We start from the raw sequence: 26,727 nt of genomic DNA on the forward strand, positions 1-26,727 counted from the left end.
CAAGAATCCCCTTGGCATGTTTGAAGTGCCAAGGGGATTCTTATTCCTATTATATCAAAAATATATACTGACTTACCGGCTTATCAACTCGATCCGTGCACTCTTGACACCCGGGGAGGATGCTTCAAAGTAAATCGTTCCCGGTGTTTCTTCCGTTTGTACGATGGCTGTCAGCTGACCGCTGAACAGTTTCATCTGCGGAGCCTGGAAGGATTCGAGGCTGGCGGGGTTACCGTTGGCTGCCGCCTTGTAGGTTCCGTTGCCACGTACGTTGAACTTGATCTGGTTGGTGGCATCCGGACAAAGATTTCCGTTCTTGTCGACCACTCTTACGTTGATGAAAGAGAGGTCTTTGCCATCGGCTGTCAGGTTGGTACGGTCGGCAGACAGTTCGATATGATGGGGCTTGCCGGCTGTGTGTACTTCCTCTTCGGCTACGGCGTTGCCATCCTTATCGTAGGCTACCACTTTCAATGTTCCCGGCTCGTATTTAGTATCCATCCACATCAGACGGTAACGTTTCTGACGTTCGAAACTCTTCTGAGCAGCTTCGGTATAGCTGCTATCGATACCGATACTCAGGTCTTTCGTACGTTTGCCCTGGCTCTTTCCGTTGATGAACAGTTCGGCAGAAGGATAATTGGTATACACGAATACCGGAGTGACTTCGCCTTCGCGTCCCGGCCATGTCCAGTGAGGCAGGATATGCAATGTCTTTTCCGCTTTGTTCCAATGACTGCGGTACAGATAGTAACGGTCCTTTGGAATACCGGCCAAGTCGATGATACCGAACAGGGAGCTGTGGCTCGGCCAGTTGGTATAATACGGCGTCGGTTCACCCAGATAGTCGAAACCGGTCCATACGAACTCACCGATACAGTAAGGCAGGTCTTCATGCTGGATAAAGTCGTCTTCCGGCAGGTTTGACCAGCCGCAATGTTCTACATCGTAAGAAGAGCTCTGATGATCGTCGTAAACTGCCATCGCCTTACGTTCAACCGGGAACTTATAAACACCGCGTGAACTTACCGTAGAAGCAGTCTCGCTTCCCAGGATGATTTCCTGCGGCAGTTTCTTATAATTGATCTGATATTTAAACGGACGGTAGTTGAAACCGGCCACTTCCATGACAGCGGCAAAGTTATTATTCACAACAGCATCCGGGGCATCCATGCCCTGGGTAACAGGACGTGTCGGGTCTTCGCGGTGACAGATGTCCTGAAGGAAGCGGGCAATCTTGGCGTCGCCTTCGATCCACTGGTTCGGCACCTCGTTACCGATACACCACATGACGATACTCGGGTTGTTGCGGAAGTTATGGAGCAGGTTGACCATATCTTTTTCCGCCCATTCGTCGAAGAAAAGGTTATAGCCGTTCTTACATTTGGCCACGTTCCATTCGTCGAAACTTTCAGCCATCAGCATCATCCCCATTTCATCGCAGGCCTTCACCAGGTCGGGAGCCGGCATATTATGGGAAGTACGGATCGCATTACAACCCATATCTTTCAGGATACGGATCTGGCGACGGATAGCCGCATCATTGACGGCAGCACCCAACGGACCCAGGTCATGATGGTTACATACACCTTTAAAGACAGTCTTTTCGCCGTTCAGGAAGAACCCTTTTCCCGGAATGATTTCGATGGAACGGATACCGAAAGGTGTCGTATATTCATCTTTCAACTCTGTCCCGTTTTTGTACAGGCGGCTTTCAGCCACATACAGGGCGGGCATATCCGGCGACCAGAGGGTCGGGGTGTGAACAATGAATTCCTGGTCGACCGTACCATTATTATATATGATATCGTTCAGCGGGAGCATTGTTTCAACCAGCATTTGTCCGTTCGGGTTACGCAGGCTGGTTTTCACGGCATATTGTTTCGGATCGGCACCTTCCGGAAGGTTAACCTTTGTGTTGACATTCACTTTGGCAAACTCTTTCTTAACGATAGGTGTTGTAACAAAAGTCCCCCATATCGGAATATGGGCATCTTCCGTAACAATCACATGTACATTTCGGTACAAGCCGGCACCCGGATACCAGCGGGAGGACTCCGGCAGGTTTTCCAGACGGACAGCCAGCGTGTTCTTCTGTCCCGGTTTCAAGTACTTCGTAATGTCAAAATGGAATGAGTTATAGCCATAAGGCCAGTAACCAACCTCTTCGCCATTGATATAGACTTTAGCGTGGCTCATCGCCCCGTCAAACAGGATTGAAGCTTTTTTCCCTTCAGCGAACTGAGGTACTTCAAACTCGGTACGGTACCAGCCCACACCCACGAAAGGCAGACCGCCCGTACGGCCGGCATGTTCCATCGCCTCCTTTTGGCCGTCTTGCGAAATAGCCACTTCCTGCTTGTCGTTCTGGGAACTGAACGGACCGTATATCGCCCAATCGTGCGGAACCGTCACCGATTGCCATTTACTGTCGTCGAAAGCGGGGTTGATAAAGTCGGGGTTATCCTCACGGGTGAACTTCCAGTTTTTCTCCAGCAGGAATTCACTGCGTACTTGTTGTGCCGAAAGGTTAGTCAGCCAACCGAATAACGCGACTAAAATAACAAAATTGAATCTTTTCATGCGCATTTTAAATGTGTTTGTAGTTCTTAGCGCAACAAAAATAACTAAATTTGCGACTTTATCAAACTAAATCTACAATAACAAGTTACAGAATATGTTGATTCAATTAGCCTTCGTTTTAGTTGCAATAATTATCGGAGCCCGTTTGGGTGGTATTGGTTTAGGCGTACTGGGTGGCCTGGGGCTGGCAGTACTGACTTTTGTCTTCGGCCTCGAACCAACGTCACCCCCTATCGACGTGATGTTAATGATCGTAGCGGTCATTGCAGCAGCCAGTTGTATGCAGGCTGCCGGAGGGTTGGACCTGATGGTGAAATGGGCGGAAAAGCTGCTTCGTAAAAATCCTTCCAAGATTACAATATTAAGTCCGCTGGTTACCTATCTCTTTACCTTTATTGCAGGAACCGGACATGTGGCTTATTCTGTTTTACCGGTTATTGCCGAGGTGGCGACCGAAACGAAGATACGCCCGGAACGTCCGCTGGGTATTGCCGTAATCGCCTCACAGCAAGCTATTACAGCCAGTCCGATCTCTGCAGCAACCGTTGCCCTGTTAAGTATGCTGACCGGACAGGGGGTCAATGTCAGCCTGTTCGATATTCTGATGATCTCAGTACCTTGTACGTTGGCGGGTGTCCTGGCGGGAGCATTCTATTCCCTGCGTGTCGGCAAGGAATTGGAAGATGATCCTGAATTCAAAAGACGTATTGCTGAAGGAGAATTCACTACCCAGAAATATGAACTGAAAGATGTCAAAAACCAGAAAGCGGCCGGCTGGTCGGTCATTATCTTTATCCTGGCGACAATCGGGATTATCCTGTTCGGTTCCATCGAAAGCATCCGTCCGGTATTCAACGGCCAGTCGTTGTCGATGGCTTACATTATCGAAATACTGATGTTATCGGCGGCTGCCATCATTTTGCTGGCTACCCGGACAGACGGGATCAAGGCGGTACAGGGATCGGTTTTCTCTGCCGGCATGCAGGCGGTTGTCGCTATCTTCGGTATTGCCTGGATGGGTGACACATTTATCGGTGGAAATATGGCGGAACTGAAAGGTTCTATCGAGCAGATCGTTACGGCTATGCCCTGGCTGTTCGGGATTGCCCTCTTCCTGATGTCTATCCTGTTATTCAGCCAGGCGGCAACCGTACGTGCTCTGCTTCCTTTAGGCTTAGCGCTGGGGATCTCTCCGTATATGCTGATCGCCCTCTTCCCTGCCGTGAACGGATACTTTTTCATCCCGAATTATCCGACAGTCGTGGCTGCGATCAATTTCGACCGTACGGGAACTACGCATATTGGTAAATATATCTTAAATCATTCTTTTATGGTTCCCGGGCTGATAGCGACCGGTGTTTCTGTATTGCTTGGTTTACTTCTTATCCAACTGTTTTAAGGGCGGCCAACAGGCTTCCCGTCAGAAAAAAAGAGATTCTAACTACCTCATTCTTATCGTTTTTTTAAAGAAAAGGCTTATCTTTATCTCGAATTTATAGAAAACAGGTGTATATGAAATGGTAGACCTGTTATTATTTTAGTAAGGATTTTATATTATTGATTAAGCTGTAATACACGAAAAAAAGAGTCAGAGACTCAGAGGTATATGATGGTAGTGGAAAACTTTATCTTGCCGGATCTTTTAGAAAGCATGCGCATTTCAACATCTTCTTCTCAGGAAAACACCCGGAATTTCCTGACAGATTATTCTATTGTGTATGCAGTATCCGGTACGTTATGTTTGAAAAACAGCGATTCCGAGCAGATCATTGAAGAAGGAGAATTAGCCCTTATCCCACCGGGAACATACGCTTTTTCCGAATCAGCCAATGATCAGAATCATTCCGGATTTACCTTCTTCTTCGACCAATGGACAGCACAGTGCATTCTCAAACTCCCGGAAGTGATCAGCGCCTTGAGTCTGTACCAACCGCCTGTTACCAGACAAAAAGTATATATCATCCCCCGGCAAAAGGTCTTCCGGAACTTTTTCAACGCCGTCCAGCTATACCATAACCTGGAGAAAAAGCTGAAAAAGGAAATGCTCCCGGTCAAGTTTACCGAGCTTATCTATCTGTTACTGAATAGTCCTCATAGAGACATTGTTTTATCTTTCCTCTCCGAGGCTACCGGTAATATGCCGGAGAAACGGTAAAGATATACCCCTGGGAAAAATTGACAAAAATATAAGTTATATTGCCATTCCGTTAGTCACCGAAGGAATGTAATTTTGCATTGTCAATTAAAACAATGAATATATGAAACCGATAGAACTAACAAAGACTGAATTCATTCAAAAAATAGGTAACGTCGAAGCTGCCCCGAAAGACTGGAAATATGTAGGTGACAAACCTTGTATCGTAGATTTCCAGGCTCCCTGGTGCGGTTACTGTAAACGTCTCGACCCGATACTGGAAGAGTTCGCCCAAACATATGAAGGACGATTGGATATTTATAAAGTGAATGTAGACAAAGAAGAAGATCTCGAAACGCTCTTTAATATCCGCACCATCCCTACCCTTCTTATCTGTAAAACGGACGGAACCAAAGAACTCATGCTGGGAACTATGCCCAAACACGAGTTGAAGAAGATCATCGAAGAGAAAATTCTGTAAAAAGCCTCTTATAACAGTTTATTTACGAACTGTGATATGGAAACATCCTTGCTTGCGTTCGTGCTTTATATAACAACGGTCTGCTCTTTTCAGGTCACGAAGCACTGACGCAAGTACCATTTTCAAGCGGTCGTTGTCGATATTCAGGGTATCTTTCTCATTGATCTTGGTATAACGCACCCAGGAAACGTCAAAGGTTGTACCATAACGGTGAGCCGAGTTCATGGAAGCATTGTAATTGCGTTTGCCCAGTTTCTTCACATCATCTACCGTACGGGTAACGCTGGTTACTTTTATTTTATAGAGAGATGCATTCAGATTATAAAGGGAGTCCTGAAAATTACGGCCGATATCTTCCAGTAAGGTTGCCGCTTCCGGAATCAGATAAGGGATAGAGTGTTTCAGTTCTTCCACTTCATAATAATCGCCGGTTTTGATCTCCTGCATCTTTTTGGAAGCATGTTCGGCATCTTCACGGTTACTGATGGGTTCTATCCCGATCTTTTGGGCGACAGCCAGCTGGACGTCATTCAAATCGTTAAAATCACGATTATAACTTCCGTTATACCAGATGGTTTTCAACTCGCCACGTTTTTCTTTACAGGAAGGGAACACACTGGTCGACACCAGTACAAAAAACAATATAATTGCATTAACAGCTATTTTCATCCTTTTCAATTTTACGGAGGACAAAAATAAGAAAATTACAATACTTTGTTGTATGAAGATCAAAAAGAATTACCTATTTTTGTGGTCAACACAATTAATTAATAAGAATATGAGTACTTTAGAACTAAAACTTTCACTGATCGAACAACTCACCAAAATCGACGATGAGCAGTTGCTGAACAAGATCAAAAAGCTGATCAGCCAGCATACAGAAAAGAAGACGGAGAGATATCCGGCACAAATGACGGTTGAGGAACTGAAAGAGGTGCTGAAGAAATCTATCGAAGAATCCAAACAAGGCTTGGGAATGACTACAGAAGAATTACGCAAAAGACATCCATTATGCAAATAAAACTAAAGTGGTTACCACGAGCCATCGCCTTACTTGACGACATTTACGAATATTACAGCGAGAAAAGTGAAAGATCTGCAATCCGCATATATAATAAGCTACTTGATTCTGCTGAACCTTTGAAGACATTTCCCTATGCCGGAATTTCCGAACCTTTATTGGAAGAATTTCCTCAGAATTTCCGCTCCCTGGTTGTCGAAAAACACTTCAAGCTGATTTACACCATCAGTCCAACCCAGATCGAGATACACGCCATATGGGATTGCAGGCAGGATAACTGGCGGCTAAAAGAAATGTTCCATCGGTAATATCAAAAAAAGACAGGAATATATTCATGAGATAAAGAATATTGCTAATTTTGCGTACCTAAATCAAAGGGAATAAAAACATAAAAAAATAAGACAAGGAAAAGAACGGATGATAGAACGTATTTATATTCTTGAAAGTGTAGACCCGGTTATTTTTTACGGAGTGAATAATGCGAACATGCAGCTGATTAAAACACTGTTTCCCAAGCTTCGCATCGTTGCCCGCGGAAATGTGATGAAAGTAATCGGAGACGAAGACGAATCCGAACTGTTCCTTAAAAAGATCCGTGAAGTAGAAAAATACTGCGAGGAATTTAACTCCCTGAGCGAAGATGTCATCCTCGACATTATCAAAGGAAAAACTCCGACAGTCGTCAAACAGGAAAACCTGATTATCCACGGAATGAACGGAAAAGCAATCGTTGCCCGCACCGAAAATCAACAAATACTCGTAAAAGCTTTTGAAGAAAACGACTTGGTCTTTGCTACCGGCCCTGCCGGAACAGGTAAGACATTCGTTGCAATAGCTCTTGCAGTGAAAGCGTTAAAGAATAAGGAAATAAGGAAGATCATCCTGAGCCGTCCCGCTGTAGAGGCCGGTGAAAAGCTGGGATTCCTTCCGGGAGAAATGAAAGATAAGCTCGATCCGTACCTGCAACCTCTGTACGATGCATTGCAGGATATGATTCCGGGTGCCAAACTCAAAGAGTACATGGAAAATAACGTGATTCAGATCGCCCCGTTGGCTTTTATGCGCGGACGTACGCTGAACGATGCCGTTATTATCCTTGATGAAGCACAAAATACAACGACGCACCAGATCAAAATGTTCCTCACCCGTTTGGGTATGAACGCTAAAATGATCATTACCGGCGACGTGACACAGATCGACCTTCCCCCTACCGCGACCTCCGGCCTTGTGCAGGCGATGCAGATACTGAAAGGTGTCAAAGGAATAGGCAAGGTGGAATTTGACAAGAAAGACATCGTTCGTCATAAGCTGGTACAGCGAATCGTTGAAGCATACGATAAATTCGATGAGAAAAAGAAAGCGGAAACCGCTGCAAAAAAAATAGAAAAGAACAACAAACTATCAGATAAATAATCAAAAATAAATTGGTCATGAAGAAGGCGTTAGTTAGAACAGATTACAATTTCCCGGGACAAAAAAGTGTCTATCATGGTAAAGTACGCGATGTGTACAATATCAATGACGAAGTATTGGTGATGGTCGCAACCGACCGTATCTCAGCTTTCGACGTAGTATTGCCGGAAGGTATTCCTTACAAAGGCCAGATGTTGAACCAGATTGCAGCCAAATTCCTTGACGCGACCACCGACATTTGCCCGAACTGGAAATTAGCTTCACCCGACCCAATGGTTACCGTTGGTGTACAGTGCGAAGGTTTCCCTGTTGAAATGATCGTACGCGGTTACCTTTGCGGTAGTGCATGGCGTGCTTACAAAAGCGGTGTACGTGAAATCTGTGGTGTGAAACTACCGGAAGGAATGCGCGAAAACCAGCGTTTCCCCGAACCGATCATCACTCCGACAACTAAAGCTGCTATCGGAGCTCACGACGAAGACATCTCCAAAGAAGAAATCCTGAAACAGGGACTTGTTTCTGAAGCAGACTACGCCGTTCTTGAAAAATATACGATGGAGTTGTTCAAACGTGGTACGGAAATCGCTGCACAACGCGGCCTGATCCTGGTAGATACAAAATATGAATTCGGTCACCGCGACGGAAAGATCTACCTGATCGACGAAATCCATACGCCCGACTCTTCACGCTATTTCTACTCGGAAGGGTATGAAGACCGTTTCGCCAAAGGTGAACCGCAGAAACAGCTGTCTAAAGAATTCGTTCGCGAATGGTTGATGGACAACGGTTTCCAGGGCAAAGCCGGACAGCAGGTTCCGGAAATGACTCCGGCTATCGTTGAAGGTATCAGCGAACGTTATATCGAACTCTTCGAACATATCACCGGCGAGAAATTTGAAAAAGGCGACACAGACAATCTGTTGGCCCGCATCGAAAAAAATGTAACCGATTATCTGAACAATAAATAAGCATATATGAAGTACGGTTCGGAACAGATTTTACCTTACAACCAGGAGGAACAGAAGGGCACGCAAGTCAAACGCATGTTCGACTCTATTGCAGGCACTTACGATCTACTGAACCATACGCTCTCGTTCGGTATCGATAAAATATGGCGCAGGAAAGGCATTGCTTTCCTGCGGCCTTTTTCTCCGCAATCCATACTGGATATTGCCACCGGAACGGGCGACCTGGCCATTTCCATGCACCGGAAACTAAAAGCCAACCGGATCATCGGGGCCGATATTTCAGAAGGCATGATGCAGGTCGGACGCGAAAAGGTAGCGAAAGCCGGTTTATCGGAGTATATATCGTTCGAACAACAGGACTGTACGGCACTCACTTATCCGGACAATTCATTCGATGCCGTTACCGCCGCATTCGGAGTACGTAACTTTGAAAATATCGAACAAGGTATTGCCGAGATGTTCCGGGTACTCAAACCCGGCGGCCATCTCATGATTCTGGAACTTTCCACACCGGAACATTTCCCGATGAAACAGCTCTACCCTATTTATTCAAAAACGATCATTCCATTTATTGGCCGGTTATTTTCAAAAGAGAAAGCCGCTTACAGCTATCTTCCGGAATCCATCAAAGTCGTTCCTCAAGGTAAGGTCATGGAAGAATTGCTTGCCCGCCAGGGATTTGCTCAGGCGAAAGCACGCACCTTCACCTTTGGAATTTGTTCATTATACACAGGTTGTAAGGATGGTTCGCGAACCACCCCTACGAAATAACAAATACTAGAAAAGGTTATGCAGAAATATGGTTTATTGGGATACCCACTCGGACATTCGTTTTCCAAAACTTATTTCAACCAGAAGTTTGAAGCGGAAAAAATAGATGCCCAATATGTGAATTTCGAGATTCCGAATATCAAGGAAATTAAAAATGTACTGAAAGAGAATCCCGAATTGAATGGTCTGAATGTAACGATTCCTTACAAAGAACAGGTCATTCCTTATCTGGACGAACTGGATGAAGACGCCCGCCTGATCGGAGCCGTGAACGTTATCAAATTCACAAAAGGCCTTTTCGGTAAAAAACTGAAAGGATACAACTCTGATATCATCGGCTTCAAACAGTCTATCGATCCTTTATTAAATGAAACACATCGGAAAGCATTGATCCTGGGGACAGGCGGCGCCTCCAAAGCCGTATTCCAGGGACTAAAGCAACTGGGTGTCGGAGCAACTCTGGTTTCACGCAAACCGAAAGAATTTTGTATTACCTATGACGAAATCACTCCAAAAACAATGGAGCAATACACCGTCATCGTCAATACGACTCCATTGGGAATGTTCCCCAATGTCAACAGTTGCCCGGATATTCCATACGATTTGCTCACCCCAAATCATCTGTTATATGATTTGTTGTATAACCCGGATGAAACGCTCTTCATGAAAAAAGGAAAAGAAAAAGGGGCTGTCGTCAAGAACGGACTCGAAATGTTGCTGCTTCAGGCTTTTGCAGCCTGGGAGATCTGGCAAAAATAACCCAACTCCTCTGCCCGGCATTTTCTCACGAGTGAGAAAACAAGCCGAAGCCATTTTCGGACTTTCCTACTGCTTTTCCGTCATATATTTCCAGAAACGAACCGGCAAATGTTGCCGGTGCAGTTTCGGATTGATTCTTTCTTTTATCGCGATCGTTTTAAAATATTCTTTCCACATCTGTTGGAAAAGTTTTTCGTTTTCATCCATCAGCTCCTCACTCAGAAAACCGGAAAGCAGATGTGCCTCCTTCTGTTCAAAGCGAACTTCGATCGTTTCCTTCAGATCATAATAATATCCGTATTCACGGCGCATGTCGTAGATCAGCCATTTCTGGTCACCGAAACGGTCGTTCAGATAAGGAAGTACAAGCGGTAATACATTATATATAGGTTCGACAGCCGAGAAATAGGTACCATCCACCGCCTTCTGGAAACGAAGAAACTGCATGATACGAAGACGCTCATTACTCACCTTCTTCCATATTTTGGACATCTGCAATACATCAGGATCACCGAAATTCATCTCGATAGACTTGGAATAGTCGATCGCCTTACGGATATAGCGGAATAAAAGCATGTCGATCTCCGGCAGTTCCGACAACCAGGAGACCGTCAGGCCGGAAAGGGAGAGTTTGGATATTTTCTTTTCAAGGCCTTTCCAGACACGGTCGGCTTTTTGCTTGTCGGAACAGATTGTCACCGTCTCCTCACAGAACAAAGGCAACGGTTCCCCTTCGGCCAGCAACACATCAGGAAACGACTTCCGGACGTAAGCGTCGAAGACGGCAGTCAGTAATCCCTCGAAAGTTTTGTCATATATAAAAGCAATCATCTTGTTTAGTCCCGGAATTGAAATGTTAGTTGCCGGTCGTCAAATTGTTTTCCCTTCTTTTGAATCAGGATGTGGCGCACATTCTCCGGCGTCAGTTCGTTAACCGTCCGCATCGCCAGTTCATGACAGGTAATGAAATATTGCGCTTTCTTCATCACGACCCCAATCTTCTTCAATTGCTCCGACCCAAGACGGGAGTAACGGCGGGAAACGATGATCATTTTCGCCGATTTCACCCCGATACCGGGAACGCGCAGAAGCAACTCGTAATCAGCTTTGTTGATATCGACCGGAAACATATGCGGATTTCGCAACGCCCACGATAATTTCGGATCGACCTCCAGATCGAGTTCCGGATAAGCATCGTTCACGATCTCATCCACTTTAAATTCATAAAAGCGCAACAACCAATCGGCCTGATACAAACGGTTCTCCCGCACCAGAGGCGGCTGTTTCAATGCCGGCAGCCGGTTATCATAATCGTTCACAGGAATGAAACCGGAATAATAAACACGTTTCATCGTCGGACGCTGATACAGGGCCGACGACAGGCGGAGAATATCCTTGTCCGTATCGGCAGTCGCCCCGACAATCATCTGCGTACTTTGTCCGGCGGGAGCAAACCTCGGAGCATGACGGAAACGCTTCCGTTCCTCTGCACTCTGTAATACCCCCTGCTGGATATAACGCATCGGGGCAAAGACGCTTTTAAAGTCTTTTTCCGGTGCAAGCACCTGCAAACTTTTTTCGTTGGGAATCTCGATATTCACACTCAGACGATCGGCATACAAACCGGCTTCGTTCACCAATTCCTGGCTGGCACCGGGAATGCTTTTCATATGGATATACCCGTTGAAACGATGAACCAGACGCAGATCTTTTATCACGCGCACCAACCGTTCCATCGTATAATCCGGACTGCGTACCACGCCTGAACTGAGGAAAAGCCCTTCTATATAATTACGCCGGTAAAACTCGATCGTCAGATTGACCAGCTCCGTAACCGAAAGCGTAGCTCGCGGCAAATCATTGCTCCGGCGATTAATGCAGTAGGCACAATCATACATGCAATTGTTGGTCAGCATAATCTTCAACAAAGAAATACACCGTCCGTCCTCCGCAAAACTATGGCAAATACCCCAGCCAGCCGCACTGCCTATCATTCCTTTCTTTCCGGAACGGGATGTGCCGCTTGACGCGCAGGATACATCATATTTAGCTGATTCTGCTAATACTTTCAGTTTTTCAAGTACATTTTCATTCATATTTCACGGGGATATACCACACAAAAATAAGGAATTAAAAACTATCTTTGCGATAAAATAGAGTGAAATGTTCTTAGATAATATTCCCGTACATAACCTGGATGAAAGTGATTTCTTCGTCGCCGAACGCATCGAAAACTGCGCACCATTGAATTTCCGGGGATCACACTGTCACAACTTTTACGAACTTTTATTTTTCATGGAAACCGGGCCGGGAGAAAGTCACAGCATCGACTTCACCAAGCATCCGCTACAATCCAACCAGATTTTCCTGATCCGTCCGGGACAGGTACACACCATGAAACTGAAAGAACAAAAAGGTTTTCTGTTTGCCATCAATCGCGATTATTTCGAACGGCTATGCCTGCATATCGAGAGCTATGCCGATTATTCATTCCCGGACATTCTCACCCTTCCCGGTAGCGAAGCTCCTGCCGTCCGCCGGATAGCAGACCTGATTTATGCCGAACACGAAGGGTTGCACCGCAAAAGCCTGCTAAATTCTTATATGCATGCCTTTATCACCCACTTATTACTGCTACATACCGACACCCCGGGCAACCAGGACATCCGCGTCAACAGAGTGCTTTCCCTGATCGATACCCATTTTATCAGTGAACGCACAACCGACTTTTATGCCCGCGAAGTAAACCTCAGTAACAAACGGATGAACGAACTGACAAAAAAAGCCGTCAGCCACACAGTTAAACAACTGATCGACCAACGGCTGTTATTGGAAGCCAAACGCATGATAAGCCATGGCGCTTCGAGTTTCAAAGAAATAGCGTTCGATCTCGGATTCAGCGAAGCATCTTATTTCACCCGTTTTTTCAAGGAACAAAGCGGATACACGCCCGAGCAATTCCGGTCGCTGCTAAAGAAAGACCTGTCATGAACGGACCTTAATCACCGCCAGGCGACGACGCGTATCGACAAACAGCAGCACAAAAGAAGTCAACCCGCAAACAAATAATCCGCACATCATCGGTACAACCGAATCATTTTGTAAGAAACTGACTACTGCCGAAAGAACACCGGTAAAGAACAATTGCAAAAATCCCATCAATGCCGAAGCAGATCCGCTGTCTTCCTTAAAATAAGCCAAACCGAGCGATGTCGTAGCCGGTAACAATAATCCGATCGGAATCAGATTCAGAAATACCAGCACCAACAAAGGAATAACAGAAGTCAAAGCAAAAGCTGTAACAATCAGTAATGTCCCGATCAACAGCTGCACAGCCAGCGTATATCGTACCAGCTTCTTCAACGTCATATATTTCAGCATAAAATTAATAATATAAGTCCCGAACATCAATCCCAACGAATTGATCGCAAAAATGATTGCAAACGTATCACCCGACATACCCCCCTTCTCCATAATCAGAAAAGGTGCATTAGACACATAGACCATCAAACCTCCGTAAGCCATACAGCCAATAATGGTGTAAACCATGAACGGCCATACTTTCATCACCCTGACATATCCTTTTACCATTTCTTTCACCGAAGGCTTCTTCGCATTCATCTCTCCGGATAATGCCACCGGTTTACTTTTCGGAAGAAACAACCAGGTCAGCAGAATAGTAAAGGCTCCTAACAGGGCCATTGTATTAAACACCCCGTGCCAATGCCACTGTTTCAATAACAAATTCCCGATAGTCGGCGCAATAACCGGTGCAATTCCGGAAATGATCACCAACAGGGAGAATACCTTCGTCCGCTGTTCATTTACAAACAAATCATTCACAGCAGCACGTCCTACCACCACTCCGGCACAACCGCCAAAGGCTTGCAGAAAGCGGATTACCCACAATTGTTCGATCGAAGTCACATAGATGGAAGCAAACGAACTGACCGTATACAAAGCCGTAGCTGCCAAGATCGGATTCTTCCGTCCGTAATAATCGGAAAGCGTCCCCCAGAACAGTTGTCCGATAGCAAAACCTGCCAGAAAGATGGATAAGGATATTTGTACTTCACTCAAAGAAACTTGCAGGCTTTCAGCAATATCTGTAAAAGCAGGGAGATAAAGATCTATGCTCAAAGGTTCCAGAGCCGCTAATAAAGAAAGGACCAGAACCACGATTCCCATTTTTCTATTCATCACATTATTCCTATTAAAATTACCGCAGCAAAAGTACTTCCTTCTTTCCGCCTGCCTTTTACATTAATTGCACATTTACTGGTATAAACAGGAACTTCAGGATATTTCTTTTTGAATGTGGTAATTAGGAAGGAAACATGTACATTTGTACGTTTTTTAATTTACATCTTCAAGAATGAACGACTTACTTATTTTCAATCATATAGAAATGATACTGGCAGGCATGACTGCCGGTCTATTCATCATCCAGCTCTTATATTATCTTGTCACTTATGCCCGCCCGTTGAGACAGGCTAAAAGAAGACAAATGCAACAGGGACAGGCAAAGCCTGCCGTTTCCGTGATTGTCTATGCCAAGAACGAATCGGAGAATCTAAAGAAACACCTTCCGGCTTTGTTGAACCAGGACTATCCGGAATACGAAATAGTTGTTGTCAACGACGGTTCCACCGATGAGAGTGACGAAGTTTTAAAAACATTCAAGAACGAATACGACCATCTTTATCACACCTATATCCCGGAAGACGTAAAATACCTGAGCCGTAAAAAACTGGCACTCACTGTCGGTATCAAAGCCGCCAAACACGACATCCTCCTTTTTACGGAAGCAAATTGCGAACCTATGGGTAAAAACTGGATATCAGCCATGGCACGCAACTATACCTCCAGGACAAACATCATTTTAGGCTTTTGTGCATATGGGTATCACAAAGGATTTTTCCATAAGCTGGTCGCTTATGATAACCTGATAACCGGATTGCAATATATCTCGTCCGCCCTCACCGGAAATCCCTATACCGGCAACGGCCGTAACCTCTCATACCGGAAAGATTTATTCTTTGCCCATAAAGGGTATTACAAATCGCTCAGCCTGCATGCCGGCGATGACGATTTATTTATCAACGAATCTGCAAACGCTCAGAATACCTGGGTGGAATATTCTCCGGAAAGCATCACGGAAATGGCAAAGATAGACCGTTTCAGCATGTGGAAAGAGATGAAAGTATCACGTGCCGCCACCCAACGTTATTATAAAGGCTGGAACCTGACCTTTTTCAGGATGGAAAGCCTGAGTTATTTCCTTTTCTTTATCGCGGTAATCACCAGTATCGTCATGGGTATTTTAGGCAACTGGCTGATATCCATACTGGCAGGATTATTATACATCATACGTTTTTCAACCAAAGCGACAATCCTGCACAAATCAGCCAAACTCCTGCAACAGAAACCTGTAACCGGCTGGCTGTTCTTCCTGGAACTGCTGCTGCCCCTGTTCAATCTATACGTAAGAATTTACAGGATATTCAGAGGAAAAAACGATTATACATTCCGCCTGGGAAATAAATGAATTGAAAATTACTCAAATCGTATGCTCTTGGCAGGATCGATCTTCGTGATAAGGTAAGACGGACCGAGCATCATCAGCATTGATGCACATAAGGTCCCGATATTCAGGAGAATCAAAGAGACTATACTTAAATCAATAGGCACCGCATCCAGATAATAGATGGAAGGATCCAGTTTTATTATACGAAAATGAGACTGGATCAAACAAATAGCGATACCAACCACATTCCCCCAAAGCATCCCCTTCCCGATCAGGAAGAAAGAAATATAAAGAAATATCTTGCGGATACTGACATTGTTCTCACCCAACGCTTTCAGGATACCGATCATATTCGTCCGCTCCAGAATAATAATAAGCAAACCGGAAATCATAGTAAACCCTGCAACCGCAAAGATCAGGATAAGAATAACTACCACATTCACATCCAGCACATCGAGCCAGTTAAATATCATAGGATTCATCTCCTTTATCGAACGGGTAAAATACGTATTTCCATGACGATCCTGTTTCTCCACCAGATTGAAATACAGGTCTTCCGCAATCTGGTCCAGCTTATCGTAATCATCTACAAGCAATTCCAGTCCACTGACCTCATCCTTCTCCCAACCGTTCAACCGGCGGATCTGCTTAATGTCAGCCAAAACAAACAGCTTGTCATAATCCATAAAGCCGGTCTCGTAAATCCCGGCGATATTGAGTTTTCGGGCACGAATATCTTCCTGCACAAAATAAGTCCGAATACTGTCGCCCAGCTTCAATCCCAGCAAGTCGGATAAATATTTGGAAATGATCACATCAGTCGAAGTCTTTTTGGGGTCTATCGTCAGCAACTCACCTTCTTTCAGGTTGTTCCGGAAAAAACTCCAGTCATAATCCGTATCGATCCCTTTCAATACGACACCCTGAAAATCACTATCCGTTTTCAAAATGCCCATTTTAGTGGCATATCCTTCTATATGCTTAATGCCAGGAAACTCCCGGAGTGCCTGAAGCAAAGAATCGCTCACCGCAATCGGCGTCGTTTCATACGAACTGTTATTATCAAAATTGGTGATCTGAATGTGAGAACCAAAACCAATCACCTTATTACGAACCTCTTTCTTAAAACCAATCACAATAGCGACCGAAAGAATCATCACCGCCAACCCTAGCGCTACACCGACTATGGCAATACGAACAGCAGGAGGAGTAACCTGACGATTCCCCTCCTTACTGAAATGAATTTTTCGTGCTATAAATAGTTCTAAGTTCAATTCGATTCAGTTGATTAAATGACTCTTCCCGGATAAGCCTCCAACGCCTTTGCCAGGACCACCAGTGCTTTTGTTAAATCTTCCTTTTTCAGGACATACGCAATACGCACTTCATTTTTCCCCAAACCGGGTGTTGTATAGAAACCGGATGCCGGAGCCATCATAACCGTCTGTCCTTCATATTCGAACTCGTCCAGACACCAAGCACAGAACTTATCGGCATCATCCACCGGCAATTTGGCAACCGTATAGAAGGCCCCCATAGGGATCGGAGAATAACAACCCGGAATACGGTTCAGCCCGTCGATCAGGAATTTACGGCGTTCCACATATTCGTTGTAAACATCCAGCATATAATCTTCAGGCGTATCCAGTGAAGCCTCTGCAATGATCTGTCCGACCAAAGGAGGACTCAGACGTGCCTGACACCATTTTATAACATTTTCCTTCACCATCTGGTTCTTCGTAATCAGCGCACCGATACGGATACCGCATTCGCTGTAACGTTTGGAAACCGAATCCACCAGTACCACATTATTCTCGATACCTTTCAAATGGAATGCCGAGATATAAGGAGCCCCCGTATAACAGAATTCACGATATACCTCATCCGAGAACAGGAACAGATCATATTTCTTTACGATATCACGAATCTGATCCATTTCCTTCTGTGTGTACAGATAACCGGTCGGATTATTCGGGTTACAGATCAGGATCGCTTTGGTACGCGGAGTGATCAGCTCCTCAAACCGTTCCACCGAAGGAAGAGCAAAACCTTCATCGATAGTAGACGGAACTGTTTTGATCACAGCTCCACAGGAAATGGCAAACGCCATATAGTTTGCATACGCAGGTTCGGGAACAATAATTTCATCCCCCGGATCCAGACAAGCCATAAACGAAAAGAATACAGCTTCCGAGCCTCCTGTAGTGATGATTATATCTTCAACATCGACATTGATATTGAATTTCGCATAGTATTTAACCAATTTCTCACGGAAACTACGAATTCCCTCACTCGGAGAATATTCCAATACTTTACGGTCAATACGGCGCATGGCCTCCATCGCGACCTCGGGAGTAGGTAAATCCGGTTGACCGATATTCAGATGGTACACCTTGGTACCCTTTGCTTTAGCCTTATTGGCTAGCGGAACGAGTTTTCTAATGGGGGAAGCCGGCATATTGACACCCCGCTGTGAGATATTAGGCATTACTTTTTCTATATGTTAGTTTAAAGTTCGGCAAAGATAGGAAATAATTGAAAATTGAAAGTTGAAAATTGAAAATTAATATCGGTTTGCAGTTAATCTCCCCATTTAATTTTCAATTTTAAATTATTAATTTTCAATTCCTCAGATTCCCGGACGAGGCGAATCCTTGCTCGCATGCATAGTTGAAATAAAAGCAGTCGGATCGATCTCCTTAATTTCATCTTTCAGGCGCGGCATATCCTTACGTTCGGCAATAGTAAAGATGATCTCTTTTTCCTTTCCTTCATACATGCCCCGTCCGTGGAGGAAAGTACCCCGCATCCCCATCTTTCCGACAATCAGGTCTTTTATCTCCTGTGTCTTCTTCGATACGATAAAGACGGCACGATTCGGATTTTCCGTCTGGAACATTTCAACAACCTTTCCATACACGAAAATAGCGAACCAGGAATACAATGGAACCGCCCAGTCCTGGAATACGATCAAGCCTAACATCACGATCGCAGAATCCAGTATTATAATCATATTACTTACTTTCAAATTGGAATTATTGGCAATAACACGGGCCAACACATCTGTTCCCGCACTGGTACTTTGCGCCTTAAACACACAAGTCACACCGATACCCAATATCGCCCCTCCATAGAAACAAGCGATAAACGTATCATTTTCCACCAGCGGTTCCGTTCCGCAAAAATAGGATAATGTGTCCGTAAAGACAGAAATAAGCACAAATGTCACGATCGTTTTCGGTCCTGAAGCAAGACCGATCTTTTTCATTGCCAGCAACAACAATGGAACGTTAAAACATAAGGCAGTAGCACCCATCGGCAAACCGTCCGGAAAAATGGAGAAAACACCTTTCGTCACATAATGCAAAACGATGGAAATACCATAAACACCCCCGGTACAATTTTAAAGGGAGCCAGGAAAAGTACATAACTCAATGCCTGCAAAAAAGCCCCAACCACAATCAGAGAATAATCGACTGCATTACTCTTCAATGTAGCATTAGAAGGAAAACCAAGTTGTTTCATAATTTAGATTCAATCATTATTTGTTTTCAATGCCGCAAAGATAGATAAAAAAAGAAGAGACTACACAAACAAATTGCGTAATCTCTTCCACCTGTTTTCAACAATCGCGATCCGGGGAACAAATCCCCCTCACCTTTTATATTAAAGGTTCAGTGCACGATTATTATTATTTGTCACATTCAACAATGTTACATATTTGCGATACTGATCGGGCGTCAGAACCTTTTTCATCAACTTCAGATTTCCATAAACAGCCTGATGCATCTTTTTTTGTTGCTGGCTTTCGCTGGCACAAAGACTCTCACGTTGTTTATCCAGGAAAAATTCATTTATATTTGCTACTTCACCTGTCTGAGACGGGGTTAATTGTAAATAATAACTCAGTTTCTCAAAGTTAATAGCAAACGGTTCTTTACTCACATTGTTCCGGTTCTCGCGTGCAAAACCTACCGTTGCACATAATAAAATGGCTGATACAGCCATACCTAAACGTCTCATAATACCTAAACATTAAATTAATAAACCTAAACATGGAGGCCGCTGCCTCCGAATCTATCTCTCTTTTTTCTTTTTGCCTTTGTGTATATAACAATATGTTTTATAACATTGTTCACGAACAGATTTATTACTTCATCCAGACTATCGGATATCCCAAAGCCCTTTTTATTGCCTCCATCTCGGCACTATGCCACATCTCATGCTTGAAACACCAGGACAAGGCTTCGTACTTTATATCGGCAACGGGATGCTTAAACGGGATTGGTTCAAGGGGTTCTTTCAGAGTTTCATCGTTAAGAGTCAGTAGGTTTGCAAGGCAAATATCGTGTACAAAATCCAATTGTTCCTTTAATTCCGAAGCAGGGATAAAGTTCCTTTCAACGGAACGATGCAAAGTCCCCATACCATTAAAGATTTTATTATAACGGGCAATTGGTATCTGCCGTTTAATATCTTCATTTACCCCGGTTATCGTTGTAATGGCATGAAAATTCTGTGAAACCAGCAGATGCCCGATCTGCCAGGCAAAGTTTGAATCCGTACCTTCCGGAATTGTGTACCATAGCTCTTCGGGCATTTCCGAAATCAGACGGTTTACAAAATTCCGTGCTTCAATGATTTGTTCTCTCAAAAATTCAATTTTACTCATCATAATGTTACTTTTTAAGTTATACATTATAATTAGTGAGTAACAGTGTAGAGATTGTGACAACTCAGTCCAAAAATTTTTCCCAATAATTCTTCCGGGGCAAATCTTTTTCAAACTTCTGATACAGGTCAGCCAACCGTATCATTTTGGCAACTGTGGTATATTCTTTATCCAGGTCAATAAAAAAGACCTGTTTACAAATCCTGCATTTACAGGTTCCCGCAGGATTATAAAGCGGACAGGTATCGGTCAGGAAATGGCTGATCTTATCAATGGAACGGGAGTATATCTTACGGACATTCTCCACTGACATTTCCATAATCTCCCCGATCTCTTTATGAGAAAGCCCTATATTCTCCTTAAAAATAAAAATCAGCCGGGCATCATTATTCAGGCAATGATTCAAAGCCGTCAAGCACCAGTCACATCTTTCTTTGACCCACTCTTTCCGTTCCTCATCAGAACCGGTATATTCGATTTCCTGCAAGGCCCTGAATTGCTCCAGCTTCACCAAGGTCGCCACCTTTTCATTTTGAGCATACCGCGAAATAGTCCGCTTCGCAATCGTATAAATCCAGGTCGATAATTCAGAATCTGCATTGAACGAAGGCAGGCTCTTAAACACCTCATACCAGACTTCCTGAGCCGCCTCCTTCGCAATCTCCCTGTTCTGAATCATCCGGTGGGCAATGGTTGCGACCATTGTGCCATAGTGCTCAACTATATCCTCTAACTTCATTCAATCTTATTCAATTAAAATTCCTAATGACCCTGAACTCACATTTCCCAGTACCGAGCAGTTCCATACCATCGACACCCTCCGCTATTCCCACAAATCCGGTATTGATATCGGAACAATAGAAAGAAACTTCTGCCTCCCCTTTTTCATCCGTTATGACGGAAGGTTGCCATAACAAAGTATTACGGGCATCGGGAGTTGACAATTGCATATCTATTTCGTCCGGTTGGTAAAATTCACGGGCAGCGTAGTAGCCTTTGGCACGCCAAAGGTTGTTCCGGCGGAGAAGTTCTTCTTCCGAATAAATAGGACCGTGATAAACGACATATTGTTCGTCTTCCACAATAAACCATTTTCCTCCATCGAAATATTTAGGTTTAATAATTCGATACGTTTTACCCTCTACCGGTTTACTTCGTTCTTCAAGAGGAACGATATTTGCATTGGGACAATAACGGGGGTCATGATGTACCGTATATCCGTCTTTATAATTTTCCAAATGTCCATCCGGGCACACCCAAGGCATACCAATGTCCATCTGTGCCAAACTATCTAAACGTCCCATAAACTTATCCCTGAAAGGTCTACTTGCTTTACGGGTAACAACTACCTCATCCAGTAAAATTGTACTATCATTACTAACGACCGGCATATCGAGAATCTGTTCTTTTACAGACTGAGAAATATCCATAATAGGGTAATATCTCTGTTTCTTTTTCCTTAGACTATCGATTTGCGGAAAATAATCCTCTATTTCAAGTTGAGGCTTATGTTCATTCGACAACATCGGTTTCAAATATACATAACCGCCTCGAAGTTCCTTCAATATATCCGTACCGACAGTAAAAGAACCAGTTGAGTCAGCCCATACATACAATGAATTTCCCTCTGCACCGGATATCTGAATAAGTTGTTCCGTCCCCTGCGCCTCTTTCCTCTTTTTCTTACTATGAATAGATTGTATGCCTATTATTTCATCAGACAAAAACAGATTTTCATTATCGGGAGCATATTCTATATTCCAGACATACCGCCTCCACCCCTGAGTCAGCAACAATAAATCCATTGCCTGCATACGGTCTTTATTCTTTTCATCAAAATAATAAAGCGGATTATGAATCTTTCCCCGTATCTGAGAGGATAGATAACAATGCGTCAATATGTTTACCGGATCTGCCGGATTAATATATGCCTTATCAAATACACTAAGGCCCAGATTCGTTTTCACTGGTACTCCATTCCCATCCGTCACCTTTATTTTCAATGTAGCTTTTTCACGAAGGGCATATGTTTTCTTATCCGGTTCAATATTGATCTGTAACTTCTTTTCCGGATGCACGTAAACCAACCTTTCTGCAACCGGTTGCATATCGCCATTAAACAAGGTGAACTCTGCGATTCCCTGATAAAAGAACTCACTAAGCGGCATTTTTATTTTAAGCCGGTCCTTCAACACTCCCTTTGCCACACAGCAAATCATCCCACGGACTTGTCCTACCAGACAAACGTCCTGAGCAGGAGAACCTTCGGTTTGTGAGATAAAAAACTCCAGATTTTTCTTGTCTTGTTTGGATAGGCTTAAAGTCATTCCTTGTGGGTAAATCTCCGGTAAAGAATAACAAGCACCATCCTCTAACTCTATCCGGTATTTCTTTTCTGTATCAGGAGTAAAGAAGAAAACCCCCATTCCGTCATGACTACTTTCCAATAGGGTGACCGGAGTATCATCTTGGTATAAAGTACCCTTTACCTCTACCGGATATCCTTTGCCATTTGTTGCCTTAAACGCCACACGTGAAGGCAAACCCGAAACCAGATTTCCTCCCTCCGGAAAAACATCAAATCGCAAACTATCTTTTCCTACATCTTCCGATTGTTGATTATCATGAGCTATATTTTTGACAATCCTTACTTTACGTGAAGACAGAATTCCTGTTGTGTCGTTATGAAAAGAGTGACGGGTATAGGCTTCCAGAAAATAATCACCATCCGCCAGCTTCTCACCGACATAAACATGTCCGAACACCATACCGTTTTCTACCGGATATTTCTCTTGCCAAACGATACTATCCTTATTATTTATCATTTGCAGATACAATGTCTGACTTTGATTGGAGAATGCAAAAGATTGGGAATTCAACTGATATGCTTTAAACCAAAGGTCTTCTCCTGTCTCATAAATACCCTTGCTGGTTTGGAGATAGATAAGTTCGGAAGGAAAGGCAGCATATTCTTCATTAATAGAAGCGACCCAGGCTTCATCGACTGTTTGCTGGCAAAAACACGGCAAACAGGTATATGTCAGTAAAAAGATGGTTAACAGAATGTTTTTCATGTACCCGACATTTTTAATTATCATTGCAGTCCCCAAAACAAGACCACAGCACAAATATAAACAAAAGAAACCAATCTAATCAGGCAAGTAATAAAATTCAATCGACCAATTTATGCTTCTCATACGACGGCCTCACCCACCGCAAATAAACCAGGAGCGACACCAGGCAGCAACCCGATCCTACCAGATAGGCTGTTGCCAGATCGGCATGCGAAGCGATGAAGCCGGCTGCCAGCATTCCGATTCCCACTCCGAAATCAAAAGAAGTCAGATAAGTGGAAGTTGCCGTTCCACGCATATGATGCGGAGCGACATTTACGAAAAGACACTGGATAGCCGGGACACAAACACCGAATCCGATGCCTATCGCCAGCGCAGAAGCAAAAAAGACAATTTCATTATGAAACAAAGCAAATACAGCAAACGAAAGTGTCAGAAATACCAACGCACTAATCGATACCAGATGAATCTTCCCGTGATCGACCAACCGCCCGGAGATAAGCCTTGCCGTACCGACCCCTATCGCCATAAAAATAAAGAAATAACCGGGATTCGACACATTGATCTCTTTTCCGTACAGCACGACGAAAGAAACAACCATCCCATAAGGGATTGCACTCAACAGGTAAGCCAATGCCGTCGGTAACGCTTTCACCAGAATAAAACGATCCAGCGAAAAAGGAGGCCGTTCCACCTTCTCCCGTTTCGGATAACGAATCAGACAGACAGAGCCGACACCAACCAACGCTATCGCCAGACCTACCAGCACCAGCGGATGAAAACCATACCTATCATAAACAGCGACCGCCACCAACGGAGCAAGCGACATCGCCAGATTAATCGTCAATCCATAAAACCCCATTCCTTCGCCTCTTCGCCTGGAAGGAATCACATCTATCGCAATGGTATTACCGGAAACGGAAGTCATCCCCATAAAGCCACCCTGAATAAAACGGACAGCCATTATCGTCAGGACCGTCGTTGCAAACAAATAACCGGTAAACATACAGGCAAAAACCGTAAAGGCAAAGAGATATAACGGTTTGCGTGAAAAACAATCTACCAGATATCCGGAAAAAGGACGGACGCACAGCAACCCTATCGAATAACTGGATAATGCCACCCCCACTTCCGACGGATTAATCTTCAATACCTCCACCAAATAAACCGGCATAGTCGGCATCAGCATGTAAAAAGAGAAATTCATCAGGAAATAAGAAATACAACACTGGATGAAATTCCGGTTCCAAAGCACAGGTTTCGTTTCGTTCATATCTTTAAGCCAGCTCACTTAACTCCAGCCAGCGCATTGTCTTTTCATCTATTTCTTCAATCACTTTTGCAATGCGTTCCGACTTTGCCATCAACTCGTCGTTGCTCAATGTTCCGCTGCTCATAGCCGTTTCAAGTTCAGCTTTTTCAGCTTCAAGCGCAGGTATTTCTTCTTCCAGCGCTTCAAACTCCTTCCGTTCCTTGAAAGATAGTTTCTTTTTCTGTTCATTCTGAGGGCGGTTGTTCTTTTCAGGAGCAGGAGCTTGTTTGGGCTGGCGGGCAGCTTCGGCTTCCTTCTCCAACTGATCCTGTATCTCTTTCCAATCGCGATATTGAGTATAGTTGCCGGGGAAATCTTTCAGGTCGGCATTACCACGAAATACCAGTAGATGATCGACAACCTTATCCATAAAGTAGCGGTCGTGGGAAACAACGATCACGCAACCTTTAAAGTTACGCAGATATTCTTCCAGCACATTCAGCGTTACGATATCCAGGTCGTTGGTCGGCTCATCCAGTACAAGGAAGTTCGGGTTACGCATCAGGACTGTACACAGATAAAGACGCCGCTTCTCTCCCCCACTCAGTTTATAAACATAGCTATGTTGTTTTTCGGGAGTAAACAGGAAATAATTCAGGAACTGAGAAACACCCAGTTTCTTTCCGTCGCCCAGGTCTACATATTCGGCAATATCCTGTACGACATCGATCACCTTCATCTGTTCGTCAAACTTCAAGCCATCCTGACTGTAATAGCCGAAACGAACAGTTTCGCCCACATCGAAGCGTCCGCTATCCGGTTCCACTTCCCCCATCAGCATTTTAATGAAGGTAGATTTCCCGGTACCATTATTACCGACAATACCCATCTTCTCGAAACGGGCAAAAATATAATTGAAATCTTCTACGATTTTAATATTGCCAAAGCTTTTCGTCACATGCTCCGCTTCAAATATCTTCGATCCGATATAGGAAGCTTTCACATCCAGATTCACATTTCCGTTATCCCGTTGCTGCTTGGCTTTCTTCTCCAGTTCATAAAAAGCATCGATACGATATTTAGCCTTCGTTCCACGGGCTTGTGGCTGCCGGCGCATCCATTCCAGTTCCTTACGTAACAGGTTGTTGGCTCGTTCCACTTCCGTATTCATCGCCTCCATACGTTCCTGCCGTTTTTCCAGATAGTAGCTATAATTACCTTTATATTGATAGATTTGCTGACGATCTATTTCGATAATCTCACTACAAACCCGATCCAGGAAATAACGATCGTGCGTCACCATCAGAATACTGATATTGGCACGGCTCAGGTATCCTTCCAGCCATTCGGTCATTTCCAGGTCGAGGTGGTTGGTCGGCTCATCGAGGATAATCAGTTCAGGATCAGTGATCAAAACGTTAGCCAATGCCACGCGTTTCAACTGTCCGCCGGACAGATGTTCCACTTTCTGGTCGAAGTTTGTGATCTTTAGTTGTGAAAGGATTTGCTTGGCCCGTTGTTCATAATCCCAGGCTTTCAGATTATCCATACGCATCAGGATATCCTGCAAGTTGGAATGATCGTCACTGGCCATAGCTTCTTCATACTCAGCGATCAGTCGAACCGTCTCATTCGGGGAATAAAAACAGGCCTGAAGAACGGTTAATCCTTCGGGATAAACCGGTGTCTGCTCCAGATAACCGACACGCAGGTCGTTACGGAAAACGACAGCTCCACTGTCATAATCTTCTTTCCCGGCAATGATATTCAGTAAAGTTGTTTTACCTGTACCGTTCTTTGCGATAAGGCCCACTTTCTGCCCCTGTGCAATTCCAAACGTAATATCCTCAAAAAGAACCAAATCACCGAAGCTCTTGGTAAGTCCGTCTATCTGTAAATAACTGATCATACTGCCTTTTGTACTTTACTTTGAGGGGCAAAGATACAAAAAATTGGTGGAGAGTCGTTCCCCATAAACGAATGACCAAACTTTAGACAAAAATATTGTCTCCAATAGAATAAAAAGACAGCAGTAAATTCTTTTCACAAAGATATAGAAGAAAATATATCAA

24 protein-coding genes and 1 pseudogene are annotated in these 26,727 nt (G+C 44.1%); 11 read left to right on the forward strand and 14 right to left on the reverse strand.

The features are described 5' to 3' along the window. Positions 1-72 precede the first annotated feature (72 nt). Positions 73-2,583, reverse strand: a complete 2,511-nt coding sequence (galB, locus tag C825_RS22525; RefSeq protein WP_010800271.1) for a beta-galactosidase GalB — start codon at positions 2,581-2,583, stop codon at positions 73-75. Between the two features lie 94 nt (positions 2,584-2,677). On the opposite strand from galB, the gene C825_RS22530 reads away from it, so the two are divergent. The 3 genes from C825_RS22530 to C825_RS22540 all read left to right on the forward strand — a co-directional run bounded on the left by C825_RS22530 (position 2,678) and on the right by C825_RS22540 (position 5,198). Further along, positions 2,678-3,982, forward strand: a complete 1,305-nt coding sequence (locus tag C825_RS22530; RefSeq protein ID WP_010800272.1) for an anaerobic C4-dicarboxylate transporter family protein — start codon at positions 2,678-2,680, stop codon at positions 3,980-3,982. Between the two features lie 207 nt (positions 3,983-4,189). Beyond that, positions 4,190-4,738, forward strand: coding sequence for a hypothetical protein (locus C825_RS22535; RefSeq protein WP_010800273.1), 549 nt, complete (start codon positions 4,190-4,192; stop codon positions 4,736-4,738). A gap of 103 nt (positions 4,739-4,841) precedes the next feature. Next, positions 4,842-5,198, forward strand: coding sequence for a thioredoxin family protein (locus tag C825_RS22540; RefSeq protein WP_010800274.1), 357 nt, complete (start codon positions 4,842-4,844; stop codon positions 5,196-5,198). 18 nt (positions 5,199-5,216) lie between these two features. Here the strand turns inward: C825_RS22540 and C825_RS22545 are convergent, their stop codons facing one another. Beyond that, positions 5,217-5,867 carry a DUF5715 family protein gene (locus tag C825_RS22545; protein ID WP_007653656.1) on the reverse strand — a complete coding sequence of 217 codons (651 nt, stop codon included), beginning with the start codon at positions 5,865-5,867 and terminating at the stop codon, positions 5,217-5,219. Between the two features lie 109 nt (positions 5,868-5,976). Here C825_RS22545 and C825_RS22550 point away from each other — a divergent pair, with 109 nt between their 5' ends. The 6 genes from C825_RS22550 (at position 5,977) to C825_RS22575 (ending at position 10,130) form a co-directional block, all read left to right on the forward strand. Further along, a complete protein-coding gene (locus C825_RS22550) occupies positions 5,977-6,219 on the forward strand; it encodes a hypothetical protein (protein WP_010800275.1) in 243 nt (80 codons plus the stop codon). Beyond that, the gene (locus tag C825_RS22555; RefSeq protein WP_010800276.1) at positions 6,210-6,527 is read left to right on the forward strand and encodes a type II toxin-antitoxin system RelE/ParE family toxin; all 318 of its coding nucleotides are present in this window, start codon (positions 6,210-6,212) and stop codon (positions 6,525-6,527) included. Before C825_RS22550 ends, C825_RS22555 begins: the two co-directional genes overlap by 10 nt. A 109-nt stretch (positions 6,528-6,636) precedes the next feature. Further along, positions 6,637-7,632 carry a PhoH family protein gene (locus C825_RS22560; protein ID WP_007653659.1) on the forward strand — a complete coding sequence of 332 codons (996 nt, stop codon included), beginning with the start codon at positions 6,637-6,639 and terminating at the stop codon, positions 7,630-7,632. 17 nt (positions 7,633-7,649) lie between these two features. Next, positions 7,650-8,600, forward strand: coding sequence for a phosphoribosylaminoimidazolesuccinocarboxamide synthase (locus C825_RS22565; protein ID WP_010800277.1), 951 nt, complete (start codon positions 7,650-7,652; stop codon positions 8,598-8,600). A 6-nt stretch (positions 8,601-8,606) separates the two neighbouring features. Further along, positions 8,607-9,371 carry a bifunctional demethylmenaquinone methyltransferase/2-methoxy-6-polyprenyl-1,4-benzoquinol methylase UbiE gene (gene ubiE, locus C825_RS22570; protein ID WP_010800278.1) on the forward strand — a complete coding sequence of 255 codons (765 nt, stop codon included), beginning with the start codon at positions 8,607-8,609 and terminating at the stop codon, positions 9,369-9,371. An 18-nt stretch (positions 9,372-9,389) separates the two neighbouring features. Beyond that, positions 9,390-10,130: a shikimate dehydrogenase family protein gene (locus C825_RS22575; RefSeq protein ID WP_007653662.1), complete on the forward strand. Its 741-nt coding sequence runs from the start codon at positions 9,390-9,392 to the stop codon at positions 10,128-10,130. A gap of 66 nt (positions 10,131-10,196) precedes the next feature. Here C825_RS22575 and C825_RS22580 read toward each other — a convergent pair whose 3' ends face one another. Further along, entirely contained in the window at positions 10,197-10,961 is a 765-nt protein-coding gene (locus tag C825_RS22580; RefSeq protein ID WP_010800279.1) for a TIGR03915 family putative DNA repair protein, read from the reverse strand. Positions 10,962-10,966: 5 nt separating this feature from the next. After that, positions 10,967-12,226, reverse strand: a complete 1,260-nt coding sequence (locus C825_RS22585) for a putative DNA modification/repair radical SAM protein (protein ID WP_010800280.1) — start codon at positions 12,224-12,226, stop codon at positions 10,967-10,969. A gap of 67 nt (positions 12,227-12,293) precedes the next feature. Between C825_RS22585 and C825_RS22590 the strand changes: the two genes are divergently transcribed. Continuing rightward, positions 12,294-13,121 (forward strand): helix-turn-helix domain-containing protein, encoded by an 828-nt coding sequence (locus tag C825_RS22590; RefSeq protein ID WP_010800281.1) that lies wholly within the window; start codon positions 12,294-12,296, stop codon positions 13,119-13,121. Here the strand turns inward: C825_RS22590 and C825_RS22595 are convergent. Further along, the gene (locus tag C825_RS22595; protein WP_010800282.1) at positions 13,116-14,330 is read right to left on the reverse strand and encodes a multidrug effflux MFS transporter; all 1,215 of its coding nucleotides are present in this window, start codon (positions 14,328-14,330) and stop codon (positions 13,116-13,118) included. The genes C825_RS22590 and C825_RS22595 overlap by 6 nt on opposite strands. 175 nt (positions 14,331-14,505) lie before the next feature. Here C825_RS22595 and C825_RS22600 point away from each other — a divergent pair, with 175 nt between their 5' ends. Further along, positions 14,506-15,678 carry a glycosyltransferase gene (locus C825_RS22600; protein ID WP_010800283.1) on the forward strand — a complete coding sequence of 391 codons (1,173 nt, stop codon included), beginning with the start codon at positions 14,506-14,508 and terminating at the stop codon, positions 15,676-15,678. An 8-nt stretch (positions 15,679-15,686) separates the two neighbouring features. Here the strand turns inward: C825_RS22600 and C825_RS22605 are convergent, their stop codons facing one another. The 9 genes and pseudogenes from C825_RS22605 to C825_RS22645 all read right to left on the reverse strand — a co-directional run bounded on the left by C825_RS22605 (position 15,687) and on the right by C825_RS22645 (position 26,564). Beyond that, positions 15,687-16,931, reverse strand: coding sequence for an ABC transporter permease (locus tag C825_RS22605; RefSeq protein ID WP_010800284.1), 1,245 nt, complete (start codon positions 16,929-16,931; stop codon positions 15,687-15,689). Between the two features lie 14 nt (positions 16,932-16,945). Beyond that, the gene (locus C825_RS22610; protein WP_010800285.1) at positions 16,946-18,145 is read right to left on the reverse strand and encodes a pyridoxal phosphate-dependent aminotransferase; all 1,200 of its coding nucleotides are present in this window, start codon (positions 18,143-18,145) and stop codon (positions 16,946-16,948) included. Positions 18,146-18,286: 141 nt separating this feature from the next. Continuing rightward, positions 18,287-19,182: pseudogene (locus C825_RS22615) on the reverse strand (YitT family protein). A 141-nt stretch (positions 19,183-19,323) separates the two neighbouring features. Beyond that, positions 19,324-19,680, reverse strand: coding sequence for a hypothetical protein (locus C825_RS22620; protein WP_010800287.1), 357 nt, complete (start codon positions 19,678-19,680; stop codon positions 19,324-19,326). A 127-nt stretch (positions 19,681-19,807) separates the two neighbouring features. Beyond that, positions 19,808-20,329, reverse strand: coding sequence for a DinB family protein (locus C825_RS22625; protein WP_010800288.1), 522 nt, complete (start codon positions 20,327-20,329; stop codon positions 19,808-19,810). A gap of 64 nt (positions 20,330-20,393) precedes the next feature. Then, on the reverse strand, positions 20,394-21,068 hold the full coding sequence (locus tag C825_RS22630) for an RNA polymerase sigma factor (RefSeq protein WP_010800289.1): 675 nt from the start codon (positions 21,066-21,068) through the stop codon (positions 20,394-20,396). 10 nt (positions 21,069-21,078) lie between these two features. Beyond that, positions 21,079-23,403, reverse strand: coding sequence for a hypothetical protein (locus C825_RS22635; RefSeq protein WP_010800290.1), 2,325 nt, complete (start codon positions 23,401-23,403; stop codon positions 21,079-21,081). Positions 23,404-23,500: 97 nt separating this feature from the next. Beyond that, entirely contained in the window at positions 23,501-24,676 is a 1,176-nt protein-coding gene (locus C825_RS22640; RefSeq protein WP_010800291.1) for an MFS transporter, read from the reverse strand. A gap of 4 nt (positions 24,677-24,680) precedes the next feature. Then, positions 24,681-26,564 (reverse strand): ABC-F family ATP-binding cassette domain-containing protein, encoded by a 1,884-nt coding sequence (locus C825_RS22645; RefSeq protein WP_010800292.1) that lies wholly within the window; start codon positions 26,562-26,564, stop codon positions 24,681-24,683. Between the last annotated feature and the right edge of the window lie 163 nt (positions 26,565-26,727).

Origin of the sequence: Parabacteroides sp. ASF519, assembly GCF_000364265.2 — a bacterium.
Classification (GTDB): domain Bacteria; phylum Bacteroidota; class Bacteroidia; order Bacteroidales; family Tannerellaceae; genus Parabacteroides; species Parabacteroides goldsteinii.

What these genes read in the sequence shown, in the direction of transcription:
- C825_RS22580 (WP_010800279.1), bottom strand. Translation starts at nt 10,961, where the DNA reads ATGATTGCTTTTATATATGACAAAACTTTCGAGGGATTACTGACTGCC.
- ubiE (WP_010800278.1), top strand. Translation starts at nt 8,607, where the DNA reads ATGAAGTACGGTTCGGAACAGATTTTACCTTACAACCAGGAGGAACAG.
- C825_RS22555 (WP_010800276.1), top strand. Translation starts at nt 6,210, where the DNA reads ATGCAAATAAAACTAAAGTGGTTACCACGAGCCATCGCCTTACTTGAC.
- C825_RS22550 (WP_010800275.1), top strand. Translation starts at nt 5,977, where the DNA reads ATGAGTACTTTAGAACTAAAACTTTCACTGATCGAACAACTCACCAAA.
- C825_RS22640 (WP_010800291.1), bottom strand. Translation starts at nt 24,676, where the DNA reads ATGAACGAAACGAAACCTGTGCTTTGGAACCGGAATTTCATCCAGTGT.
- C825_RS22565 (WP_010800277.1), top strand. Translation starts at nt 7,650, where the DNA reads ATGAAGAAGGCGTTAGTTAGAACAGATTACAATTTCCCGGGACAAAAA.
- C825_RS22540 (WP_010800274.1), top strand. Translation starts at nt 4,842, where the DNA reads ATGAAACCGATAGAACTAACAAAGACTGAATTCATTCAAAAAATAGGT.
- C825_RS22590 (WP_010800281.1), top strand. Translation starts at nt 12,294, where the DNA reads ATGTTCTTAGATAATATTCCCGTACATAACCTGGATGAAAGTGATTTC.
- C825_RS22595 (WP_010800282.1), bottom strand. Translation starts at nt 14,330, where the DNA reads ATGAATAGAAAAATGGGAATCGTGGTTCTGGTCCTTTCTTTATTAGCG.
- C825_RS22625 (WP_010800288.1), bottom strand. Translation starts at nt 20,329, where the DNA reads ATGAGTAAAATTGAATTTTTGAGAGAACAAATCATTGAAGCACGGAAT.
- C825_RS22610 (WP_010800285.1), bottom strand. Translation starts at nt 18,145, where the DNA reads ATGCCTAATATCTCACAGCGGGGTGTCAATATGCCGGCTTCCCCCATT.
- C825_RS22585 (WP_010800280.1), bottom strand. Translation starts at nt 12,226, where the DNA reads ATGAATGAAAATGTACTTGAAAAACTGAAAGTATTAGCAGAATCAGCT.
- C825_RS22575 (WP_007653662.1), top strand. Translation starts at nt 9,390, where the DNA reads ATGCAGAAATATGGTTTATTGGGATACCCACTCGGACATTCGTTTTCC.
- C825_RS22645 (WP_010800292.1), bottom strand. Translation starts at nt 26,564, where the DNA reads ATGATCAGTTATTTACAGATAGACGGACTTACCAAGAGCTTCGGTGAT.
- C825_RS22560 (WP_007653659.1), top strand. Translation starts at nt 6,637, where the DNA reads ATGATAGAACGTATTTATATTCTTGAAAGTGTAGACCCGGTTATTTTT.
- C825_RS22535 (WP_010800273.1), top strand. Translation starts at nt 4,190, where the DNA reads ATGATGGTAGTGGAAAACTTTATCTTGCCGGATCTTTTAGAAAGCATG.
- C825_RS22530 (WP_010800272.1), top strand. Translation starts at nt 2,678, where the DNA reads ATGTTGATTCAATTAGCCTTCGTTTTAGTTGCAATAATTATCGGAGCC.
- C825_RS22600 (WP_010800283.1), top strand. Translation starts at nt 14,506, where the DNA reads ATGAACGACTTACTTATTTTCAATCATATAGAAATGATACTGGCAGGC.
- C825_RS22545 (WP_007653656.1), bottom strand. Translation starts at nt 5,867, where the DNA reads ATGAAAATAGCTGTTAATGCAATTATATTGTTTTTTGTACTGGTGTCG.
- C825_RS22630 (WP_010800289.1), bottom strand. Translation starts at nt 21,068, where the DNA reads ATGAAGTTAGAGGATATAGTTGAGCACTATGGCACAATGGTCGCAACC.
- C825_RS22635 (WP_010800290.1), bottom strand. Translation starts at nt 23,403, where the DNA reads ATGAAAAACATTCTGTTAACCATCTTTTTACTGACATATACCTGTTTG.
- galB (WP_010800271.1), bottom strand. Translation starts at nt 2,583, where the DNA reads ATGAAAAGATTCAATTTTGTTATTTTAGTCGCGTTATTCGGTTGGCTG.
- C825_RS22620 (WP_010800287.1), bottom strand. Translation starts at nt 19,680, where the DNA reads ATGAGACGTTTAGGTATGGCTGTATCAGCCATTTTATTATGTGCAACG.